The sequence below is a fragment of the Actinomadura sp. RB99 genome, assembly GCF_014706005.1.
Taxonomy (GTDB): domain Bacteria; phylum Actinomycetota; class Actinomycetes; order Streptosporangiales; family Streptosporangiaceae; genus Spirillospora.
This window is the reverse complement of the sequence record NZ_JABMCA010000103.1, coordinates 1-17,018: the sequence shown is the minus strand read 5'-3', so window position 1 is coordinate 17,018 and position 17,018 is coordinate 1. Positions and strand designations below refer to the sequence as shown.

21 protein-coding genes and 1 tRNA gene are annotated in these 17,018 nt (G+C 70.0%); 14 read left to right on the top strand and 8 right to left on the bottom strand.

Annotation, left to right across the window (positions count from 1 at the left end; translation table 11 throughout):
* Positions 1-3 precede the first annotated feature (3 nt).
* The 5 genes from amrb99_RS45595 to amrb99_RS45575 all read left to right on the top strand — a co-directional run bounded on the left by amrb99_RS45595 (position 4) and on the right by amrb99_RS45575 (position 4,243).
* Positions 4-939: an ATP-binding cassette domain-containing protein gene (locus amrb99_RS45595; RefSeq protein WP_190868334.1), complete on the top strand. Its 936-nt coding sequence runs from the start codon at positions 4-6 to the stop codon at positions 937-939.
* Positions 936-1,634 carry an ABC transporter ATP-binding protein gene (locus amrb99_RS45590; protein WP_190868333.1) on the top strand — a complete coding sequence of 233 codons (699 nt, stop codon included), beginning with the start codon at positions 936-938 and terminating at the stop codon, positions 1,632-1,634. Before amrb99_RS45595 ends, amrb99_RS45590 begins: the two co-directional genes overlap by 4 nt.
* 111 nt (positions 1,635-1,745) lie before the next feature.
* Positions 1,746-3,017 carry a Tm-1-like ATP-binding domain-containing protein gene (locus amrb99_RS45585; RefSeq protein ID WP_190868332.1) on the top strand — a complete coding sequence of 424 codons (1,272 nt, stop codon included), beginning with the start codon at positions 1,746-1,748 and terminating at the stop codon, positions 3,015-3,017.
* On the top strand, positions 3,014-3,835 hold the full coding sequence (locus amrb99_RS45580; RefSeq protein WP_190868331.1) for a phosphoenolpyruvate hydrolase family protein: 822 nt from the start codon (positions 3,014-3,016) through the stop codon (positions 3,833-3,835). The genes amrb99_RS45585 and amrb99_RS45580 overlap by 4 nt, the downstream gene beginning before the upstream one ends.
* Complete coding sequence (locus amrb99_RS45575) at positions 3,836-4,243, top strand: cupin domain-containing protein (protein ID WP_190868330.1); 408 nt, start codon at positions 3,836-3,838, stop codon at positions 4,241-4,243.
* Between the two features lie 45 nt (positions 4,244-4,288).
* On the opposite strand, the gene amrb99_RS45570 is transcribed toward amrb99_RS45575, so the two are convergent.
* The 3 genes from amrb99_RS45570 to amrb99_RS45560 all read right to left on the bottom strand — a co-directional run bounded on the left by amrb99_RS45570 (position 4,289) and on the right by amrb99_RS45560 (position 5,451).
* A complete protein-coding gene (locus amrb99_RS45570; protein WP_190868329.1) occupies positions 4,289-4,612 on the bottom strand; it encodes a hypothetical protein in 324 nt (107 codons plus the stop codon).
* On the bottom strand, positions 4,612-4,938 hold the full coding sequence (locus tag amrb99_RS45565) for a hypothetical protein (protein WP_190868328.1): 327 nt from the start codon (positions 4,936-4,938) through the stop codon (positions 4,612-4,614). The genes amrb99_RS45570 and amrb99_RS45565 overlap by 1 nt, the downstream gene beginning before the upstream one ends.
* A 132-nt stretch (positions 4,939-5,070) precedes the next feature.
* The gene (locus amrb99_RS45560; RefSeq protein ID WP_190868327.1) at positions 5,071-5,451 is read right to left on the bottom strand and encodes a YchJ family protein; all 381 of its coding nucleotides are present in this window, start codon (positions 5,449-5,451) and stop codon (positions 5,071-5,073) included.
* Positions 5,452-5,531: 80 nt separating this feature from the next.
* Here amrb99_RS45560 and amrb99_RS45555 point away from each other — a divergent pair, with 80 nt between their 5' ends.
* Complete coding sequence (locus amrb99_RS45555) at positions 5,532-5,747, top strand: hypothetical protein (protein WP_190868326.1); 216 nt, start codon at positions 5,532-5,534, stop codon at positions 5,745-5,747.
* 187 nt (positions 5,748-5,934) lie between these two features.
* Here the strand turns inward: amrb99_RS45555 and amrb99_RS45550 are convergent, their stop codons facing one another.
* Positions 5,935-7,455, bottom strand: coding sequence for an alpha/beta hydrolase domain-containing protein (locus tag amrb99_RS45550; protein WP_190868325.1), 1,521 nt, complete (start codon positions 7,453-7,455; stop codon positions 5,935-5,937).
* Positions 7,456-7,648: 193 nt separating this feature from the next.
* Between amrb99_RS45550 and amrb99_RS45545 the strand changes: the two genes are divergently transcribed.
* From amrb99_RS45545 to amrb99_RS45520, 4 genes are all read left to right on the top strand, one after another.
* On the top strand, positions 7,649-8,308 hold the full coding sequence (locus amrb99_RS45545; protein WP_190868324.1) for a cutinase family protein: 660 nt from the start codon (positions 7,649-7,651) through the stop codon (positions 8,306-8,308).
* Positions 8,309-8,568: 260 nt separating this feature from the next.
* Complete coding sequence (locus amrb99_RS45540) at positions 8,569-8,811, top strand: hypothetical protein (RefSeq protein WP_190868323.1); 243 nt, start codon at positions 8,569-8,571, stop codon at positions 8,809-8,811.
* Positions 8,812-8,859: 48 nt separating this feature from the next.
* Complete coding sequence (locus amrb99_RS45535; RefSeq protein ID WP_190868322.1) at positions 8,860-9,066, top strand: hypothetical protein; 207 nt, start codon at positions 8,860-8,862, stop codon at positions 9,064-9,066.
* 2,458 nt (positions 9,067-11,524) lie between these two features.
* The gene (locus amrb99_RS45520; RefSeq protein ID WP_190868320.1) at positions 11,525-12,358 is read left to right on the top strand and encodes a hypothetical protein; all 834 of its coding nucleotides are present in this window, start codon (positions 11,525-11,527) and stop codon (positions 12,356-12,358) included.
* A gap of 55 nt (positions 12,359-12,413) precedes the next feature.
* On the opposite strand, the gene amrb99_RS45515 is transcribed toward amrb99_RS45520, so the two are convergent.
* Entirely contained in the window at positions 12,414-12,920 is a 507-nt protein-coding gene (locus amrb99_RS45515; protein WP_347257142.1) for a UTRA domain-containing protein, read from the bottom strand.
* Here amrb99_RS45515 and amrb99_RS45510 point away from each other — a divergent pair.
* Both amrb99_RS45510 and amrb99_RS45505 read left to right on the top strand, forming a co-directional pair.
* Positions 12,897-13,262: an integrase gene (locus amrb99_RS45510; RefSeq protein WP_241756550.1), complete on the top strand. Its 366-nt coding sequence runs from the start codon at positions 12,897-12,899 to the stop codon at positions 13,260-13,262. The two genes, amrb99_RS45515 and amrb99_RS45510, sit on opposite strands and share 24 nt — an antisense overlap.
* 340 nt (positions 13,263-13,602) lie before the next feature.
* On the top strand, positions 13,603-13,881 hold the full coding sequence (locus tag amrb99_RS45505) for a SinR family protein (protein ID WP_194737759.1): 279 nt from the start codon (positions 13,603-13,605) through the stop codon (positions 13,879-13,881).
* Between the two features lie 148 nt (positions 13,882-14,029).
* On the opposite strand, the gene amrb99_RS45500 is transcribed toward amrb99_RS45505, so the two are convergent.
* A tRNA-Arg gene (locus amrb99_RS45500) sits at positions 14,030-14,102 on the bottom strand.
* 177 nt (positions 14,103-14,279) lie between these two features.
* Between amrb99_RS45500 and amrb99_RS45495 the strand changes: the two genes are divergently transcribed.
* Positions 14,280-14,711 (top strand): hypothetical protein, encoded by a 432-nt coding sequence (locus tag amrb99_RS45495; RefSeq protein ID WP_190868318.1) that lies wholly within the window; start codon positions 14,280-14,282, stop codon positions 14,709-14,711.
* Positions 14,712-14,792: 81 nt separating this feature from the next.
* Positions 14,793-15,824, top strand: coding sequence for a D-alanyl-D-alanine carboxypeptidase family protein (locus amrb99_RS45490; RefSeq protein WP_190868317.1), 1,032 nt, complete (start codon positions 14,793-14,795; stop codon positions 15,822-15,824).
* Positions 15,825-15,828: 4 nt separating this feature from the next.
* On the opposite strand, the gene mscL is transcribed toward amrb99_RS45490, so the two are convergent.
* Both mscL and amrb99_RS45480 read right to left on the bottom strand, forming a co-directional pair.
* Positions 15,829-16,239 (bottom strand): large conductance mechanosensitive channel protein MscL, encoded by a 411-nt coding sequence (gene mscL / locus amrb99_RS45485; protein ID WP_190868316.1) that lies wholly within the window; start codon positions 16,237-16,239, stop codon positions 15,829-15,831.
* 252 nt (positions 16,240-16,491) lie between these two features.
* Positions 16,492-17,018 (bottom strand): SAF domain-containing protein (locus tag amrb99_RS45480; protein WP_190868315.1); only part of this gene is annotated, 527 nt, incomplete at its 5' end.

Here is a 17,018-nt window from a genome sequence, read left to right as displayed (position 1 = left end):
GCCGTGGTAGACGCACCGGACCTGGCGGAACTCGAACGCCGCGCCGTCGAACGCGGCCCCGCCTACGGCGAGGGCGCGCACATCGTCTGCGACAACCTCGTGCGCATCTACAAGAGCGAGGGCATCGAGGTCGTCGCGCTGCAGGGCCTGGACCTCCTCGTCGACCCGGGCGAGCTGATCGCCCTCGTCGGCGCGTCCGGGTCCGGCAAGTCCACGCTGCTGAACATCCTGTCCGGGCTGGACGTGCCGACCGCCGGCGTCGCCCGCGTCGCCGGGTCCGACCTGCTCACCATGTCCGCGAAGGAGCGGCTCGCGTTCCGCCGCGAGCAGGTCGGGTTCATCTGGCAGCAGACCGCCCGCAACCTGCTGCCGTACCTGACCGCCGTGCAGAACGTCGAGCTGCCGATGCGGTTCGCCGGGCGGTCCCGGCGCGAGCGCGCCACCCGGGCCGCCGACCTGCTCGGCATGCTCGGCGTCGGCGACTGCGCGGGCCGCCGCCCCGCGGAGCTGTCCGGCGGCCAGCAGCAGCGGATCGCGATCGCCGTCGCGGTCGCCAACGAGCCGCACGTCGTGCTCGCCGACGAGCCGACCGGCGAGCTCGACACCGCCACCGCCGCCGAGGTGTTCGCCGCGTTCCGCCGGGTCAACCAGGAGTTCGGCACCACCACCGTGATCGTCACGCACGACGCCGGCGTCTCCGAGCGGGTGGACCGCACCGTCGGCATCCGCGACGGCCGCACCAGCAGCGAGGTCCGCCGCCGCGACGCGTCGGACGGCACCCGCACCGCCGAGGAGTACGCCGTCCTCGACCGGGCCGGACGCGTCCAGCTCCCGCGCGGCTTCACCGAGGCGCTGGACATGCGCGAGCGCGTGCGGCTGGCGCTGGAGGACGACCACGTCGGCGTCTGGCCCGACCGGTCCCGCGAGGAGGACGCATGACCGAGCCGATGGTCGCCGTCGACGGCCTGGTCCGCACCTACCGCGCCGGGAAGGTCGAGGTGCCCGCGCTGCGCGGCGCCTCGTTCCGGATCGAGCCCGGCGAGCTCGTCGCGATCCGGGGCCGGTCCGGGTCCGGCAAGACGACGCTGCTGAACCTGATCGGCGGCCTGGACACCGCGGACGGCGGCACCGTCCGCGTGGACGGCCGGGAGATCGGCGCGCTGTCCGAGGACGACCTGCTCGCGCTGCGCCGCGACGACATCGGCTTCGTGTTCCAGTCGCACGGCCTCATCCCCGTGCTGTCCGCGGCCGAGAACGTCGAGGTCCCGCTGCGGCTGACCCGGACCGCCCCGGCCGAGCGCGACGAGCGCGTCCGGCTGCTGCTCGCGCTCGTGGGCCTCGCCGACCACGCCGCGCAGCGCCCCTACGAGCTGTCGGGCGGGCAGCAGCAGCGCGTCGCGATCGCCCGCGCCCTCGCCAACCGGCCCCGCCTCCTGCTCGCCGACGAGCCGACCGGCCAGCTCGACTCCGAGACCGCCGCCGCGATCATGCCGCTGCTGCGCGCGATCGTCGCCGGGGAGGGCGTCACCGTGCTGGTCGCCACGCACGACCAGGCGCTGCTGTCGGAGGCCGACCGCGTCCTGAACCTGGAGGACGGCAAGATCAGCGAAGCGCCGGTGCCCGCGGCGGGGTGACCCGCGGCAGGGTGGGGCGTCGGGACGGTGCGTCGGGATGGCGCGTCCGGCCGGTTGCCGGAAGCGGCGCGAGGGCAGGATCTCGGTGGAGTCAGGGACGGGAGGTGCGGTGTGGCGACCGTGGTGCTGGTGGGGACGCTCGATACCAAGGGCGCGGAGTACGCGTGGCTGCGCGACCGGCTCCGCGAGCTGGGCTGCGAGGTCGTCCTCGTGGACGCCGGGGTCGGCGAGCCGGCGGCGGACGTCGCGGCCGACGTGCTCGCGGAACGGGTCGCCGAGGCGGGCGGCACGACGATCGCGGCACTGCGCGGCGCCGGGGACCGGGGCGCGGCCGTCACGGCGATGGGCGAGGGCGCGGCCGTCGTCCTCGCCCGGCTGGTCGCGGAAGGGCGGGCCGACGCGGTCCTCGCGGTCGGCGGGAGCGGCGGGTCGTCGATCGCGGCGCGCGCCGTCCGGGACCTGCCGATCGGGCTGCCGAAGCTGATCGTGTCGACGATGGCGTCCGGGGACGTGGCGCCGTACGTCGGCGCGAAGGACGTGACGATGACCTACAGCGTCGTCGACATCGCGGGCGTGAACCGGGTGTCCCGGCTGATCCTCGGGAACGCGGCGGCAGCGGCGGCGGGCATGGCGAAGGCCCGCGCGGACGCGCCGCCGGAGCCCGCGGACGAGCGGCCCCTCGTCGCGGCGTCGATGTTCGGCGTGACGACCCCGGCGGTGGACGCGGCGCGCGAGCGGCTCGGCGACCTCGGCTACGAGGTGCTGGTCTTCCACGCGACCGGTGCCGGAGGGCGCGCGCTGGAGGGCCTCGTCGACAGCGGCCTCATCGCGGGCGTCCTCGACCTCACGACGACGGAGCTGGCGGATGACCTGGTCGGCGGCGTCCTGTCGGCCGGCCCGGACCGGCTCACCGCGGCGGGACGGCACGGGATCCCGCAGGTCGTGGCGCCGGGCGCGCTGGACATGGTGAACTTCGGCCCGCGCGACACCGTCCCGGAGCGGTTCGCCGGCCGCAACCTGTACGTCCACAACCCGACCGTGACGCTGATGCGGACGACGCCGGACGAGATGGCGGAACTCGGGCGGCGGGTCGCGGCGAAGCTCGCCGCCGCCACCGGGCCGACCGTGCTGTTCCTCCCGCTCGGCGGCGTGTCCGCGCTCGACGTGCCCGGCATGCCGTTCCACGACCCGGACGCCGACGCCGCCTGCTTCGCCGCGATGGACGGCGCCGTCGCGACGGAGCGGCTGGACGTCGACATCAACGACCCGTCGTTCGGCCGCGCGATGGCCGACCGGCTGCACGAGCTGATCAAGGAGCACGGGCCGCACGCGGGGCACGAGACATCCACCGGACACGAGTCGAACGCAGGGGGAGCGCAGTGAACCGTCAGACCGTCCTGGAACGCCTGCGCGCGTCGGTCGCGCAGGGCAAGCCGGTGATCGGCGCCGGAGCGGGCACGGGCCTGTCCGCGAAGTGCGCGGAGGCCGGCGGCGTCGACCTGATCATCATCTACAACTCGGGCCGCTACCGGATGGCGGGCCGCGGCTCCCTCGCGGGACTGCTGCCGTACGGGGACGCGAACCAGATCGTCGTCGAGATGGCGTCCGAGGTGCTGCCGGTCGTCCGGGACACCCCCGTCCTCGCGGGCGTGTGCGGCACCGACCCGTTCCGGGTGATGCCCGTCTTCCTCGACCAGCTGAAGGCGATGGGGTTCGCCGGGGTGCAGAACTTCCCGACCGTCGGCCTCTACGACGGGGTGTTCCGGCAGAACCTCGAAGAGACCGGCATGGGCTACGACCTCGAAGTGGAGATGGTCCGGCTCGCCCATGAACGCGACCTCGTCACCGCCCCCTACGTCTTCGACGAGGACTCGGCGCGGGCGATGGCGGAGGCCGGCGCGGACGTCCTCGTCCCGCACGTCGGGCTCACCACCAAGGGCAGCATCGGCGCCGGCACCGCCCTGACACTGGACGAGGCGGTCGCGAAGGTGCAGGCCATGCGGGACGCGGCGGCCGAGGTCCGCGACGACGTGCTCGTCCTGTGCCACGGCGGCCCCATCGCCGAACCGGACGACGCCGCCTACGTCCTGTCCCGCACCGAGGGCGTCGTGGGCTTCTTCGGGGCCTCCTCGGTCGAACGGCTGCCGACCGAGCGGGCCATCACCGAGCAGGTGGCCGCCTTCAAGAAGCTGGAGATCTGAATGCACGTGACGCCCGGCGACGTGTCCACGATGGCGTTCGACTGGGGTTCGATCAAGTGGTTCGTCACCCCGTCCACCGTCGAGGGCGCGGGCAGCACCCTCGGCGAGGTGATCGTCAACCCCGGCAAGGGGCACGCGCGGCACAACCACCCGAACGCCGAGGAGGTCATCTACGTCGTCTCCGGCGAGGCGGAGCAGATGGTGGACGACGGCGAGCCGTTCACGATCCGCGAGGGCGACGCCGTCCACATCCCGAAGGGCGCGTGGCACTCCACCTACAACACGACGTGGCGGCCGCTCCGCCTCATCGTCACGTACACGCCGGGCGGTGAGGAGAAGGCCCTCGAAGGCGCGCCCGACTTCTGCCTCCACGAGGCCGGGACCGTCCCGGAGTGGCGCCAGGCCTGAGCTGCAGTAGCGCCTGAGCCGCCGTTCCGGGACGCCGGGGGAGTGCTACCCGTCGGCGAAGGAGCAGTCCGCCGGGTTGTCCGGCGACTGGATCGGGCCGGTGGGGATCTCCAGCGGAGCCGCCTTGACCGTGTAGCCCTTCAGCCAGCGGCCGTCCGGGCCCGCACTGGCCGGGCTGAACGGCGCGGGCCCGCCGCCCATCTGCTGGCACTGCGCGTACACCACGCCCCACGAGAAGCCCATCCGGTCGAACCGGTGGCCGCGCGGCGACTGGTAGAACGTCAGGTTGGCCCGCTTCTCGTTCGGCGGGATGCCGTGCTCGTCGTCCTGCCGGATGCCCGACACGACCGCCACCGGCCCGGACGCCATCACGTAGTCGACCTTGATCGTCCCCAGTGGTGCGTGGACGGCCCGCCCGGCGCGTCCGGAGCGAAATGGTCGAACCGGACCGTTCCGCGGGCGGCGCCCATGACCATCTTGCCGTTGACGAACTTCCACGGCCCGCCGTGCGCGTCCACGACGAACCGCCGGTACGGGTACTGCGGATCGCCCGGGTACTTCAGCCAGGCGTCGCCGGTGATGTGCGACTCGCGCGGGGCCGGCCCGCCGCTCTCCTGCGCCATGGCCGTCCCGCCGCCGACCGCGCCGGCCGCCACGAGCGCGGCCGCCGCGACCGCGATCCTCCGATGCGACATGTGGGGTCTCCCTTCGCCGCGGGCGACTATCGCCCGCGTCCCCAACGTCGCAGCCGCCGCGGGCCCCGGACCTCCCCCGCGCGGCCGAAGCCGCTGCCCCTCAGGGACCGTCCGGCCTCCCCCGCGCGGGGGTCACGCGACCTTGCCGCGGACGTAGACCCACGCGTCGTCGTGCCGGACGAAGCGGCTGATCTCGTGCATGACCCCGTCCTGGCCGCCGGCGGTGTAGTGCGCCCTGAACTCCACGACGCCCTTGGCGTCGCCGGGACCGCCGTCCTCGGTCCGGACGATCTCCAGCCGCGTCCACCGCGTCCCGGGATCGGTGTCGACGCGCTCCGGCCGCGTCGCCGGATGCCAGCTCTCCAGCAGGTACGCCTCGTCCCGGACGGCGAACGCGCTGAACCGCGACCGCATCAGCTCCTCGGCCGTCCGCGCCGCGGCCTCGCCCCGGTGCAGCCGGCCGCAGCACTCCCCGTACGAGGCCCCCGTCCCGCAAGGGCACTTCTTCGCCATGCGGCGATTCTCCCGCAGCCGCGCGGCGGTCCCCGCCTGACGTCCGGCTATTCCGCTTCGTGGCGGGTAAAGGGACGAACATGCACAAAGAGCATGAGGACGACCTCGTTGAGTCGCAGGGGGTGAACGCGGGCGGGCCCGTGGACGCCCCGCCGTCCGGCGCGAAGCCCGAGGACCCCGCTCCCGAGCCGCCGGACGAGCCGCTCACCGCCGGAACGCTCGACGACGAGATGGTCGGGCTCCCCGCCCAGAAGCCCGGATACCCGGGCCAGCAGCGCTCGATCGACACCAGCTGAGCAGAGCACCGCGCCGGACCTCGCCCCGAAGCGCGCCGTCGCCGGAGCGCCGCCGCCGTTGGAGCGCCGCCACCGTTGGAGCGCCGCCACCGGACCGCTCTCGCTGGGACCGGCCAGGCACGAGCGCCGGCCGGCGGGACGCCCGGTCGCCGGGCGCCCGCGCCGGCCGGCGCGCCGTCCATCGGGGTCAGCCGCCGATGCCGGAGTCCTGCGCGGCCTTCACCATGGCCGCCGCGTCCTCCGGCAGCAGGTACCCGCCGTCGACGGACTGCTGCGCCGCCGCCTGCACCTTGGCCACGTACCCGGCGTGCGTCGGGTACAGCCGGCTCAGCACCGGCTCGGCGACCGGCGGGAACGACGGGTTGGACGGGTCGCCGGCGTCGTGCCGGTCCCACCCGTCCGCGTCGCCGTTCCACGGGTCCCGGGCGCCGTAGAGGCCGCAGAAGATGCCGTCGCCGAGGCCCAGGTGCCGCAGCCCGGTGAGGGTGCGCGTCGGCACGGTGATGTCCGGCAGCCGGACGCCGCCCGTCGCGAGCCCGGTGCGCGGGTCGCGCAGCGCCGTGTTCAGCGGCGCGCCGCTCGGCGGCCGCGTCCCGCCCCGCGCCCACGACGCCAGATGGCGCAGCGCCGCGTTCATCGAGTAGTGACCCGGCCCGTCGTTGAACGGCGCCGTCCCCGCTGTGCAGTCCGCCTGCGGCGCCGCCGACCCGGCCGACTTCTTCAACGTCGGATCACCCAGGTCGTACGCCCACTGGTCGCCGTGCGACGTGCCGGCCAGCTCCCAGTGCACGACGCTGCCGGTGTCCGGCTGCCGCGCCGCCGACGCCAGCGGGACGTCCGTCTCGGTGAGGACCACGAACGTCGGCACCGGCAGGTCCGTGCGGATCCGGGACGGGTTCGGCATCGTGAGCGTGTCCGCCAGCTCGCCGCTGATCGGCGCGCCCACCGCGCTGTTGCTGTGGATCATGAGGCCGTCGTAGACCTTCGCCACCGGCTGGACCGCGTCCGCGTACGTCGTCATGAACCCGGCCGACTGCGACTCGCCGTCCGCCAGCAGCGTCCTCGCCTTCAGCCCACCGAGCGGGTCGGGGCCGTCCGGCGCCCTTAGCGCCCGCCCGGCCTGCGAGAAGATGTCGTAGGAGTACGCGTCGCCCGGGTGGACGAGCGTCCCGTACCGTTCGGGATCCCAGCCCTTCAGGCCGTGGATCTCGCCGAGCCCGCCGTTGACGCCGACCGCCTGCGCCGAGACGCCGACCCACGCGTAGCCCTCGCGCAGCAGCTCGTCCCGCTCGAACCAGTAGTCCGGCGACAGGTCGAGCTGCCCGCTGACGTTCAGCCATTCGACGACGACCGTCCCGTTGAACTTCGCCGGGTCCGTGGGCCGCCGGACGAGCAGCCGGGTCTTGTACGCGGCGCTGCCGGACTCGCGCACGCTCCACCGTCCGTCCGGGCCCCACAGTCCCGCCTTCGCGTACGAGTGGGCGGTGCCGGAGATGAAGTACTCGTTCTCGGTGTAGCCGTACGAGCCGAGGTCCTCGGCGGCGGCGAGGAACGGGAAGCCGTGGCTCCCCGCGGGCGGGACGCTGACGGCCGGGTCGTCCGCCTCCGCGCGGGCGGTCGGCGCCGCGCCGATGAAGGCGCCGAAGAGCACCGCCCCCAAGGCCGCGGCGGTGGCGCGCCGTCTCGGGGAGCGCAGGGGTATTCGCACGGTTGCCTCCTAGAAGCACTGGTCGGGGGGAAGCACAGTGTCGGCCGCGGCCCTGCTCCCTGCATCGGGGAAATCGCCAGTCCGGCGGACCGGCCGGTGATTCTGCCGATGCCGCGGCGCCCCCCGGGCCCCTACGTTCCTGCGCTGACCGGCCCCGAATCGATCGGGGCCCGGCGAGCAGAAAGAGGCCCGCATGCCCCTCTCCCCGTCCCTCCGGCGGCTCACCGCCGCCGCGTTCGCCGGCGCCGTGAGCGCCGCCGGACTGGCCACCCTGTCCGCCGCCCCCGCGTCCGCCGCCAGTTGCTCGGACGTCGACGTCGTCTTCGCCCGCGGCAGCGGCGAGCTGCCCGGCCTCGGCATCGTGGGCACGCCGTTCGTCAGCGCCATCAAGGGTGACCTGCCGGGCAAGTCGGTGAGCTCCTACGCGGTGAACTACGCCGCCGACCTCGCGCAGACCAGCGCGGGCCCCGGCGCCACCGACATGAGCAACCACGTCAAGTCCGTCGCCGCGTCCTGCCCGGGCACCTCGTTCGTCCTCGGCGGCTACTCGCAGGGCGCCAGCGTCACCGACATCGCGATCGGCATCCCGACCCTCCTCGGCACCGGCGGCACCATCCCGACGAACCTCGCCTCCCGCGTGAAGGCCGTCGTCGTCTACGGCAACCCGCTGCGCCTGTACGGCCAGACGATCAACACCGCCAGCTCCCTCTACGGCCCGAAGGCGAAGGAGTTCTGCAACACCGGCGACCCCGTCTGCGCCAACGGCGTCGACATCTCCGCCCACCTCACCTACGCCACGAACGGCACCGTCCCCCAGGGCGCCCAGTTCGCCGCCGCCAAGATCAACGGCTGACCCCCGCTCCCGCACCCGAGCCCCCGGCCCACCCCGACCCAGGCCGGGGGCTCGCTCGCGGCCCGACGTGCCGGATCAGGCCACATCGCAACCCACCGGAGCAGCTACCCCCACACCGGCGAAGACGAGCAGACCCATGGCCCTCCGCAAGACCGAGGCGCGCATCCGCGCCGAGCGGTACATCCACGGCCGCGACGAAGAGCCCCCGCATCCCGAAGTCGCCATTTCACTCGCTCCTAAGTATCGATACTCTGTGTCGAATGAATCCCGAGGAAGCGGACGCCCGAGTCGAACTCGCGGAGACCAGGTACCTGAAGGCCAAGAAGGAGGCCGACGCCCTCCTGGAGGACCTCTTCACCGCCTACGTCGACGCCGCCAACGCCGGCCGCACCGCCGACCAGCTCGCCAAACCCGAGACCTTCACCGCCGGCTACATCCGCCGGAAGCTCCGCGAACGCGGCGTCGAACCCCGCAAGGGCGGCCCCAAGCCACGCAGCACCTGAAGGCCCACGCTCCGAACCCCCGAGACGAGCAAGACTGCCCCACGCCTCGTGTTCACCCCGCATGACCCGGCGAACTGGACCGAGGAGGACGACGCCCGCCTCGATCACTGCCCCTCGCACAGCCAGACCAGCGACCGCCACGACGCCTGCTCGACCGACCTCGCCTGGACGCTAGAGGCACCTGATGGCCGGAAGCACGCCGCCTGCAAGAAGGCCGCCCACGACGCCCTCCGGCACCACGCCAAACGGCTGTAGACCGCTCCTACGAACGACCCCGAACAGCCAGCAAGGAGCCGAGCGCCACCGCCGCGAGCGCCACCGCCCCGAGTGCCATGACCCCAAGCGCTATGACCCTGGGCGCCACGGTTCCGGGCGCCACGGTTCCGGGTGCCACGGTTCCGGGCGCCACGGTTCCGGGCGCCACGGCTCCGAGTATCACGACCCCGCGCGGCGGGAGGTGCGGAAAGAGGTACTCGCGTGGCCTGTCCTTGGTGTCGGCGAGCGTAGGCATCACAACGCCCCGGCGCCTGGACGTGGGCACCGCATCTGCGGGCAACAGCCGAGATGGTGCGGCCGGTTCGCGGCCTTCGACCTGCGGAACCAGGTTTCCGCAGGTGATGGGCGCCCCCGGCAGGATTCGAACCTGCGACACCCGCTTTAGGAGTCCGGGGAGCATCCGCGTTCAGACGCGGCGACTACCAGCGCAAACTTCCGGTTGACCCGCACCACCATGACCCCGGTGGGACGGTATTGAGAATGATCAAGCGCTTAGGGCCTCTCTGAGGAGATCGACGCACTGCCCCTTCCCACCTATCGCGGCACCCTACGATCGTCCGTCTCCGATGCCCTAGGGACGCTATCGATCTGTCGTTCATCTCGACTACACGACGGCCCGCGCTGGCGCCCCGAGGTGCGCGATCGGGATCCTTCCCCCGCAGAATCCGCAGAATCCGCAGAAAGCCGTCTCGACGCCGCCAGCGGATGGACGCCCAGGTCACGAGGTGTCCGCAGAATGCCCGCACGGCACCGCAGAAGCCCGTCGCTGCTCCTGTCAGGTGGGCATCCGTGCAGGTCACGGGATTACGCGGAATTCTGCGGCAATACGCGGCACGTGGTTCCGAGGGCAGCACCTCGGCCGGCCAGCGGCGCGAGGGTTCTGCGGATTCTGCGGATTTTGCGACGCGCACGTAGCCGCCAGCGTCCTGGGGCGAGGTCGGCCGGCTGTTCCGCACGGAGCGCGGGGGAGTGCTGCTCCCGTCCGGCTACGGGCGCACGTGGCACACGGCGCGCTCAGGAGGCGTCCGGCCTCGCTCGGCGTCCGTATGACCTGCGCCATGCCGGTGTCTCGCTCCGGCTCAACGCAGGTGTTTCGCCCACCCAGGTCGCCGAGTGGGCCGGCCACAGTGTGGAGGTGCTGTTGAAGATCTACGCCGAGGTCATCGCCGGGCAAGGCGGCGTCTGGCTGGGACGCATAGACGATGCCTCGGCGGCTAGCTGGACGCGACGCGTCGACCGCAGTTGAGGGCGACGCGTCACGCTGACCGGCGCCCCGAACGGCTGGAACGCGAATGGAACATGCGCCGTGGCATACGGCGTCCCGTGGTGGCATCTGATGTCACATGGCGCATGAACAAGAACGGCCGACACAGATGGAACATGCTGCCTGGTACGCGCCCCAGCCCGGGTCTCGCGGCTTACCTTGAACGGACCTCTGAGGCCCATCCCAGACCCTAGCCAGCCGCGTGTGCACGTCCAGTATTGACCGCGCCCGTTCCTCTCGCTCTACCTGAGTTGCCAACGCTTTTAGTCGAGCGCGCATCCAGTATGTGAACTTGGGGCGACGACTCCAAACTGTCGTACGTGGTGGTTATGGTTTGCACTTGCCGGAAGAGGCTTCGTGTTGCACAGATTCGGAAAAGGGCAAAATGCTGTTTATCGATTGCGGATACTGTGGTATCAAAGTTGCAGCTCAACGAAAGAGTAAAAAGTTCTGCAGTGTCTTATGTGCACAGCGAGCGCGGAGAAATGTAGCGCCACCGTGCTCCTTTCCTGGCTGTGTCAAGCCGAGGCAGGCTACTGAGCTGTGCGCAGGGCACTATCGACAAAAATGGGAAGGAAGGCCACTCTCGCCTCTAAGGGGCAATAAGTCTCGATACTCAAGCGACAGGAAGTTGCGAGAGTGTTATCTATGTGAGAGGGTGCTTCCTCTGGAGGAATTCTATATTTACAAGAAGAACTCAAAGGACATTCGCACTGGAAGGTGCAAAGATTGTTGCAAGATCTATGAACAGGCCAGGCGATTCAGTATGACAGTCCCGCAACTCTTGAAGCTCATGGCCTCTGGGTGTGAGATGTGTGGTGCACAAGTATCGGGCTCTAAGAGAAATTTTCACATTGATCACGATCACAAATGCTGTGACAGGAATGGTTCTTGTGGAGAATGCGTACGCGGTCTCTTGTGTCATTCGTGCAATCTCATCATCGGACACGCCAATGATGACATAGGCCGCCTAACTGCTGCAATTAATTATCTGGAACGCAAGCGGCGGAAGTGATAGGTGCGACTTTAGGCGGACGGTTCATGCTCGCATGGGGAGGGGGCTCGCACCCTGGTGCGACGGCGGGCGGTTGCCGAATTGAGGCATTGTCTATGCCGCCACCTTGGGGAAGGCAAGGACTGGACTACTCGCGTACAATGCGAGAGACTTGCAGCATGGTCAAGCTCTCCATGACATCGAGCCGATGGGGCGAACTCACCGCGCTACTGAAGGATGAACAGAGACTTCGGTCGAAGTACCCTAAGGTGGCCGAGTACCTGGACATGGCGGCATGCCTGTCGGGAACGGGCGACGATCAAGTCGACGCACAATTCGACTTGCGGTTCGTCCATTACATGACCGGTGGACGCGCCGTGAGCCCAAACCCGTACTGGGACATCGTTGAGCCCCTCGTGGTTGAGCACGACGGCCGCCACGTGGTAAATGGTGGTCGTACGGAGGGAAGCGCGCGGCTTGCCTTCGCGCAGATGCTTTTGCAGGCAACCTATGCGTATGCGATCCCCGCTCCGCAAACCATCGAATGGATAGCGGAATTCTGTGAGGATCTGCCGATTGTGGAGCTTGGAGCCGGGAGAGGCTATTGGGCTGCGCAGTTGGCACATGTGGGCTTGACCGTTGAAGGGTACGACTCGGAGCCACCGGACACGGCGGCGAACGCTTCGTTCCCTGAAGTAGTCGGACAGGTAAATGTTTGGCATCCTGTCGCCGACCTGGCCGAGTTCGCGACTCGCGCCCGGTCGGCAGAGTATGTGCTTTTTCTCTGCTGGCCGCCTGGCTGGGGAGACACGATGTCGACTGACGCACTCACGGCTTTCGAGGAGGCTGGGGGCGAGAGACTCGTCTACATCGGGGAACCGAGGGGTGGAAAGACAGGGAATGACGCCTTCTTTGATTCCCTGTCTGCTCGCTGGAGACTGGAATCCGTGGATCGGCACTTTGTTTCATGGTGGACAGATTCGGACGTGGCACAAGGGTGGGTCAGAATCTGAGTTCAAGCATGACGAAGGGGGCGCCGAGTTGCTCGGCGCCCCCTTCGTCATGCCTCTATTTGAGGGTCATGCGGAAGACGAACGCCTCGTACCGGTCGCGAGGATACGAGATGTTGGAGATCATGACGACCCGTTCGTCAGCGGCAACGAACCGCTGATGGACCGTCTTGACGAGATCGCCTGGCGTCGTCCGCAGCCATTCGGCATGCGCCGTAGTTGGTAGTTGGTCGGAGATTGTCTCTTCCAGGTACGCCGCATCCGAGATGTCCGCGACGTCCAATGCATGGTGAGTGTCCGAGATCGAGATGGGGCGCCCGTTCTCGGTGGCTCTCGTGACGACGTGCTTGATCTCCTGCCCTGCTGGGATCCCCAGTGCCTCGGCGAGTTCCGCAGTGGCCGGGATCTGCTGGACCTTGCGGTCTACCTGGATCTGCTGTTCGGATTCGTTCTGGAAAGACTGCTCGGCGCTCTCCATTTGGCGTTCGGGAGACACGCGTACCAGATTCGGACGGTCGGCGACGAAGACACCCCGCCGGCGTTGACTCGCGTCCTTCGCGCTCACCTCGCCGAGTTCTCCGAGGGCGCCGATGGTCGCGTCTTCTACGGGGTCCGTGGGGGAGAGCTACCCAACATCACCTACCGGCGCGCGTGGCGGAAGGCACGCAAGGATGCCTTCACCGCCGACCAGTTCGCCTCGCCGCTGGCCGAGCGTCCGTACGACCTCCGCCACGCGTGCGTGTCGACCTGGCTCAACGCTGGCGTACCGGCTACCCAGGTCGCCGAATGGGCAGGCCACAGCGTCGAGGTCCTGCTCAAGACCTACGCCAAGTGCATTTCCGGACAGGACGAAGTGGCGAGGCGTCGCATCTCGGCCGCGCTCGACACCGGAGACTGCAGTTGGTAGCGAGACGACAGCAGACAGCAATGCCCTGCGTCGGCGGCGCCTGGATTGTCGCACCTGCCTGTTACGCTAGGTAGTTTCGCTTGAAACCCACCGGCAACCACTAGATGTAGTGCCTACTTCGACATGCGGCACAAGTTCTTGTGGTTCGAGTTGCCGCAGCGTGGCTGAGCTGCTTCACTTGACCTTGTCCATACCAAAGGCCCCATCCGGGGGCCTCGACAAGAGATCGGGCTCACCTGGGATGGGGCCGGTGCGTTGGTACCGCTCCTGGACCCTACCTTGGTGGACTCAGGTTCTCCAAGCCTGCCCGGCTGTGGGCTCGGTCTCGGGAAGTAGTGCCATGACTGTGAAGTCGCTGCTCGTCGGGTACGACCTGAATCGTCCCGGCCAGGACTACGACTCCCTCATCAAGGAGCTCAAGGAGTTCCGGACGTACTGGCGTCACCTGGACTCCACCTGGATCGTTCGTACCGAGAAGACCGCGACTCAGGTGCGGGACGTCCTCATGCGACACATCGATTCCAGCGACGAACTGCTGGTCGTCGAGCTGACGGGCAACGGGGCTTGGGCCGGCTTCAGCCCGCGGGGAAGCAAGTGGCTGAAGGACAACCTGCTGTAGGTCGTCTGCGGCTGCCCGATGGCGTGGGAACGCATTGGGAACGGCCAACCGCATAGAGCCGCATATGGTCGCACAAGGCCGCATACGACAGAGAGCCCCTGACCGGCGTTGGTGCTGGTCAGGGGCTGGTTCTTGCTGGTGATCTCGGCGCCCCCGGCAGGATTCGAACCTGCGACACCCGCTTTAGGAGAGCGGTGCTCTATCCCCTGAGCTACGGAGGCATGTCGTCGCTTGCCGGAAGAGCGTAGCGGACGGCACCTACAGGGTAGGGGAAGGGGCGGGCTGGGCGCTCCCCGTTATGGGGGTGGCCGAGGCTCAAGAGAGCGCCAAAGTGCGGGGGGATAAGGCTTACGCGCGCTCTAGGCCGGGTGGGGTCGGTGTGGGTACGCTTCGGTGCCGTGACGGGTCGGCATCGAGGGCAGCCGAAGGACCGGGAGGCCGGGGAGGCCACGGAGAAGCGCGCGCCGCGGCGGAGACGCGTCGCGATGGTCGCGAGTGCGTTCCTGGTGCCCGTCGCGTTGGCGACCGTGGTGGCGCTCTCGCTGCGTGAGGAGCCCTCGGGACGGCCGGACGGCGCGGCGACGCCGACGTCCAGGGCCGCGCACGGGTCGCCCTCGGCGGAGCCGACGTTCGGGCAGTACGTCCCGCCGGAGAGCGAGCCGCAGGCGGAGACCAAGGCGCCACGGCGCGTCGTGACACCGCAGGCGGTGCCGACGAAGAAGGCGACGCCGAAGCCCGCGCAGTCGCCGGACGTGCGGCCCTCATGCCCGTGGGTGGGCGTGCCGTATCTCGACCAGTGGTGCCGTCGCCATCGTCACCCCGGCCGCTGATGCGGTTGCGCCCTGTTCAACTGTGAACCTGTAGTAGCGTTCTGCCGCTGTTCGTATTCGGGCATCAGGAGGAAAACCACCGTGCCGAACCCCCGGTCGGCTGCGCTGGCCGCGGCCGTCCTGGTGATGGCGACGCTCGTGCCGCAGGGTGCCGGCAGGGCGGCCGATGGCGGGGACGACGTCAAGTCGCTGCGCGAGGCCGCCGCGAAGGCTCGCGACGAACTCGAGTCGGCCACCAAGGACATGGAGGGCCGCAAGAAGGACCTGGCGGCCTCGCAGACGAAGCTGAAGGCGACGCTGCAGGACCTCGCGGACGCCGAGGCTCAGCTGAACGAGATCCGGCAGCCGCTGGCCCGGCTCGCGAACTCCTCCTACCAGCAGCCCGGTGCCGCCGGGTCGATGGCGGTGTTCGGCGGCGGCAACCCGGAGCAGGCGCTGCGCGCCACCGCGGACGTGAGCATGCTCGCCCGGTCGCAGCAGGCGCTTGTGGACCGTGCCGACGCGCTGCAGAAGCGCAAGCAGGAGCTGGCGTCCACGGCGCAGGACCTGCAGTCCCGCAGCGCGATCGCGCAGACGCGCGTGCAGCAGGACATCGACGGGCTCAGGCAGCGGTCCGCGCAGCTCACCGACCAGCTGAACGCGATGCTCAAGAAGCTGCCCCAGAGCAAGCGGCTGGAGCTCGGATGCGACAAGAGCCTCGCCGCCGACGCCAAGAAGTTCCCCAACGGGCTGATCCCGCAGAAGTACCTGTGCCCGCTGCCGCAGAAGGGGCGCGAGCTGCGCGCGGACGCGGCGCTCGCGTTCTACAAGCTGAACGCGGCGTACAAGGCGCACTTCGGCCGCGACATGTGCCTGACGGACTCCTACCGGAGCCTGGCCGAGCAGCAGTCCGTCTACGTGCGGCGGCCCGGCTTCGCGGCCGTCCCCGGCACGAGCAACCACGGCAAGGGCCAGGCCATCGACGTCTGCGGCGGGGTGCAGAACCAGGGCTCGGTGCAGTTCAACTGGCTGAAGGCCAACTCCAGGAAGTACGGGTGGTTCCACCCGGCGTGGGCCTACAGCAACCCGTTCGAGCCCTGGCACTGGGAGTACGGCACCGAGAGCCAGTACTGACGCGTCAGGGGGTGTGCGCCAGCGGGACGATCTCGGAGGTGCAGAACCGGCAGCGCCGCGCCTTGATGGGGATCTCGGCGAGGCACTCGGGGCACTCCCGCTCGGTGGCCTCCTTCCCGCGGTCCATGCGCTCGATCAGCTTCGTGGTCGGCAGCACGACCAGGAAGTAGACGATCGCCGAGGTGATGAAGAAGGCGATCGCCGAGGTGACGAAGACGCCGTAGGGGAACTTCGTGCCGTCGATCGTCAGGGCGAGCCGGGTGTAGTCGGGCTTGCCGCCGATCAGCGCGATCAGCGGGGTGATGAAGGAGTTCGCGAAGTCCTTCACCAGCGAGGCGAACGCGGCTCCGACGACGAACGCGACGGCGAGGTCGACGAGGTTTCCGCGGAAGAGGAATTTCTTGAATCCGCCCATGTGCGTGCTCCTGGGGGTCGGTGGGGCGCGTCCCGTCGGACGCCCTCCTGGCGGTGATCGGCTGTGGGCGCGGGGGAGGGGCACGGCCGATCAGCGCCTGGTCTGCCCTGATCGGAGGGGGTTCTCACTCCCGCGTGCGTCATATCACTGATGTCCGGTCCGGCCGGAGCCGGACGGAACGGCTACGGATGGTAATGAAAGTTCACCCCTTGCGCCAAGTCGATCCCCCGAGCGCCCAGGGCGGGCGGGTGCTCAGGGGCCGGTGATGGTGATCGAGAGGGCGGGGCCCGCGCCGGCGAGGGCTTGGGCCTGCGCCCGGTCGGTCGCGAGGACCACCAGCGCGCCCTCCCGGCCGCCTTCGTCGCCGCGGCGCGGCACGGTCACCACCGGCACGCCGGACACGATCACGCGGGCCGCGCCCCACCGGCCGCCGCCGCCGGGGAGATCGTCCGAACCGGAAGAGGGCGGGCCGGCCAGCACGTCGACCCGGTCGCCGGAGTGCAGCAGTCGGACGGTGTCGGCGTCGGCGATGCGGACGGGGGCGGCGACCGTCCCGGGGCCGTAGCCGCGCAGGAGCCCATCGCCGACCAGGCGGGCGTCGGTCAGCGGCTCGCCGCGCCGCACGGGGCCCGCGAGGACCCGCCCGGCGGCGCCGGAGCGGAGCGCGCCCGCCGGGACGGCCGGGGGCGGCAGGTCGAGGGCGCGCAGGTCGGACGTGCCGAGCGTGGCGCCGGCGGGCAGGTCCCGCGCCGCGCCCAGGACGCGGACCGAGGGCGCAG

What these genes read in the sequence shown, in the direction of transcription:
- amrb99_RS45545 (WP_190868324.1), top strand. Translation starts at nt 7,649, where the DNA reads ATGCCCCTCTCCCCGTCCCTCCGGCGGCTCACCGCCGCCGCGTTCGCC.
- amrb99_RS45570 (WP_190868329.1), bottom strand. Translation starts at nt 4,612, where the DNA reads ATGGCGTCCGGGCCGGTGGCGGTCGTGTCGGGCATCCGGCAGGACGAC.
- amrb99_RS45520 (WP_190868320.1), top strand. Translation starts at nt 11,525, where the DNA reads ATGGTCAAGCTCTCCATGACATCGAGCCGATGGGGCGAACTCACCGCG.
- mscL (WP_190868316.1), bottom strand. Translation starts at nt 16,239, where the DNA reads ATGGGCGGATTCAAGAAATTCCTCTTCCGCGGAAACCTCGTCGACCTC.
- amrb99_RS45555 (WP_190868326.1), top strand. Translation starts at nt 5,532, where the DNA reads ATGCACAAAGAGCATGAGGACGACCTCGTTGAGTCGCAGGGGGTGAAC.
- amrb99_RS45540 (WP_190868323.1), top strand. Translation starts at nt 8,569, where the DNA reads ATGAATCCCGAGGAAGCGGACGCCCGAGTCGAACTCGCGGAGACCAGG.
- amrb99_RS45575 (WP_190868330.1), top strand. Translation starts at nt 3,836, where the DNA reads ATGCACGTGACGCCCGGCGACGTGTCCACGATGGCGTTCGACTGGGGT.
- amrb99_RS45560 (WP_190868327.1), bottom strand. Translation starts at nt 5,451, where the DNA reads ATGGCGAAGAAGTGCCCTTGCGGGACGGGGGCCTCGTACGGGGAGTGC.
- amrb99_RS45505 (WP_194737759.1), top strand. Translation starts at nt 13,603, where the DNA reads ATGACTGTGAAGTCGCTGCTCGTCGGGTACGACCTGAATCGTCCCGGC.
- amrb99_RS45565 (WP_190868328.1), bottom strand. Translation starts at nt 4,938, where the DNA reads ATGTCGCATCGGAGGATCGCGGTCGCGGCGGCCGCGCTCGTGGCGGCC.
- amrb99_RS45590 (WP_190868333.1), top strand. Translation starts at nt 936, where the DNA reads ATGACCGAGCCGATGGTCGCCGTCGACGGCCTGGTCCGCACCTACCGC.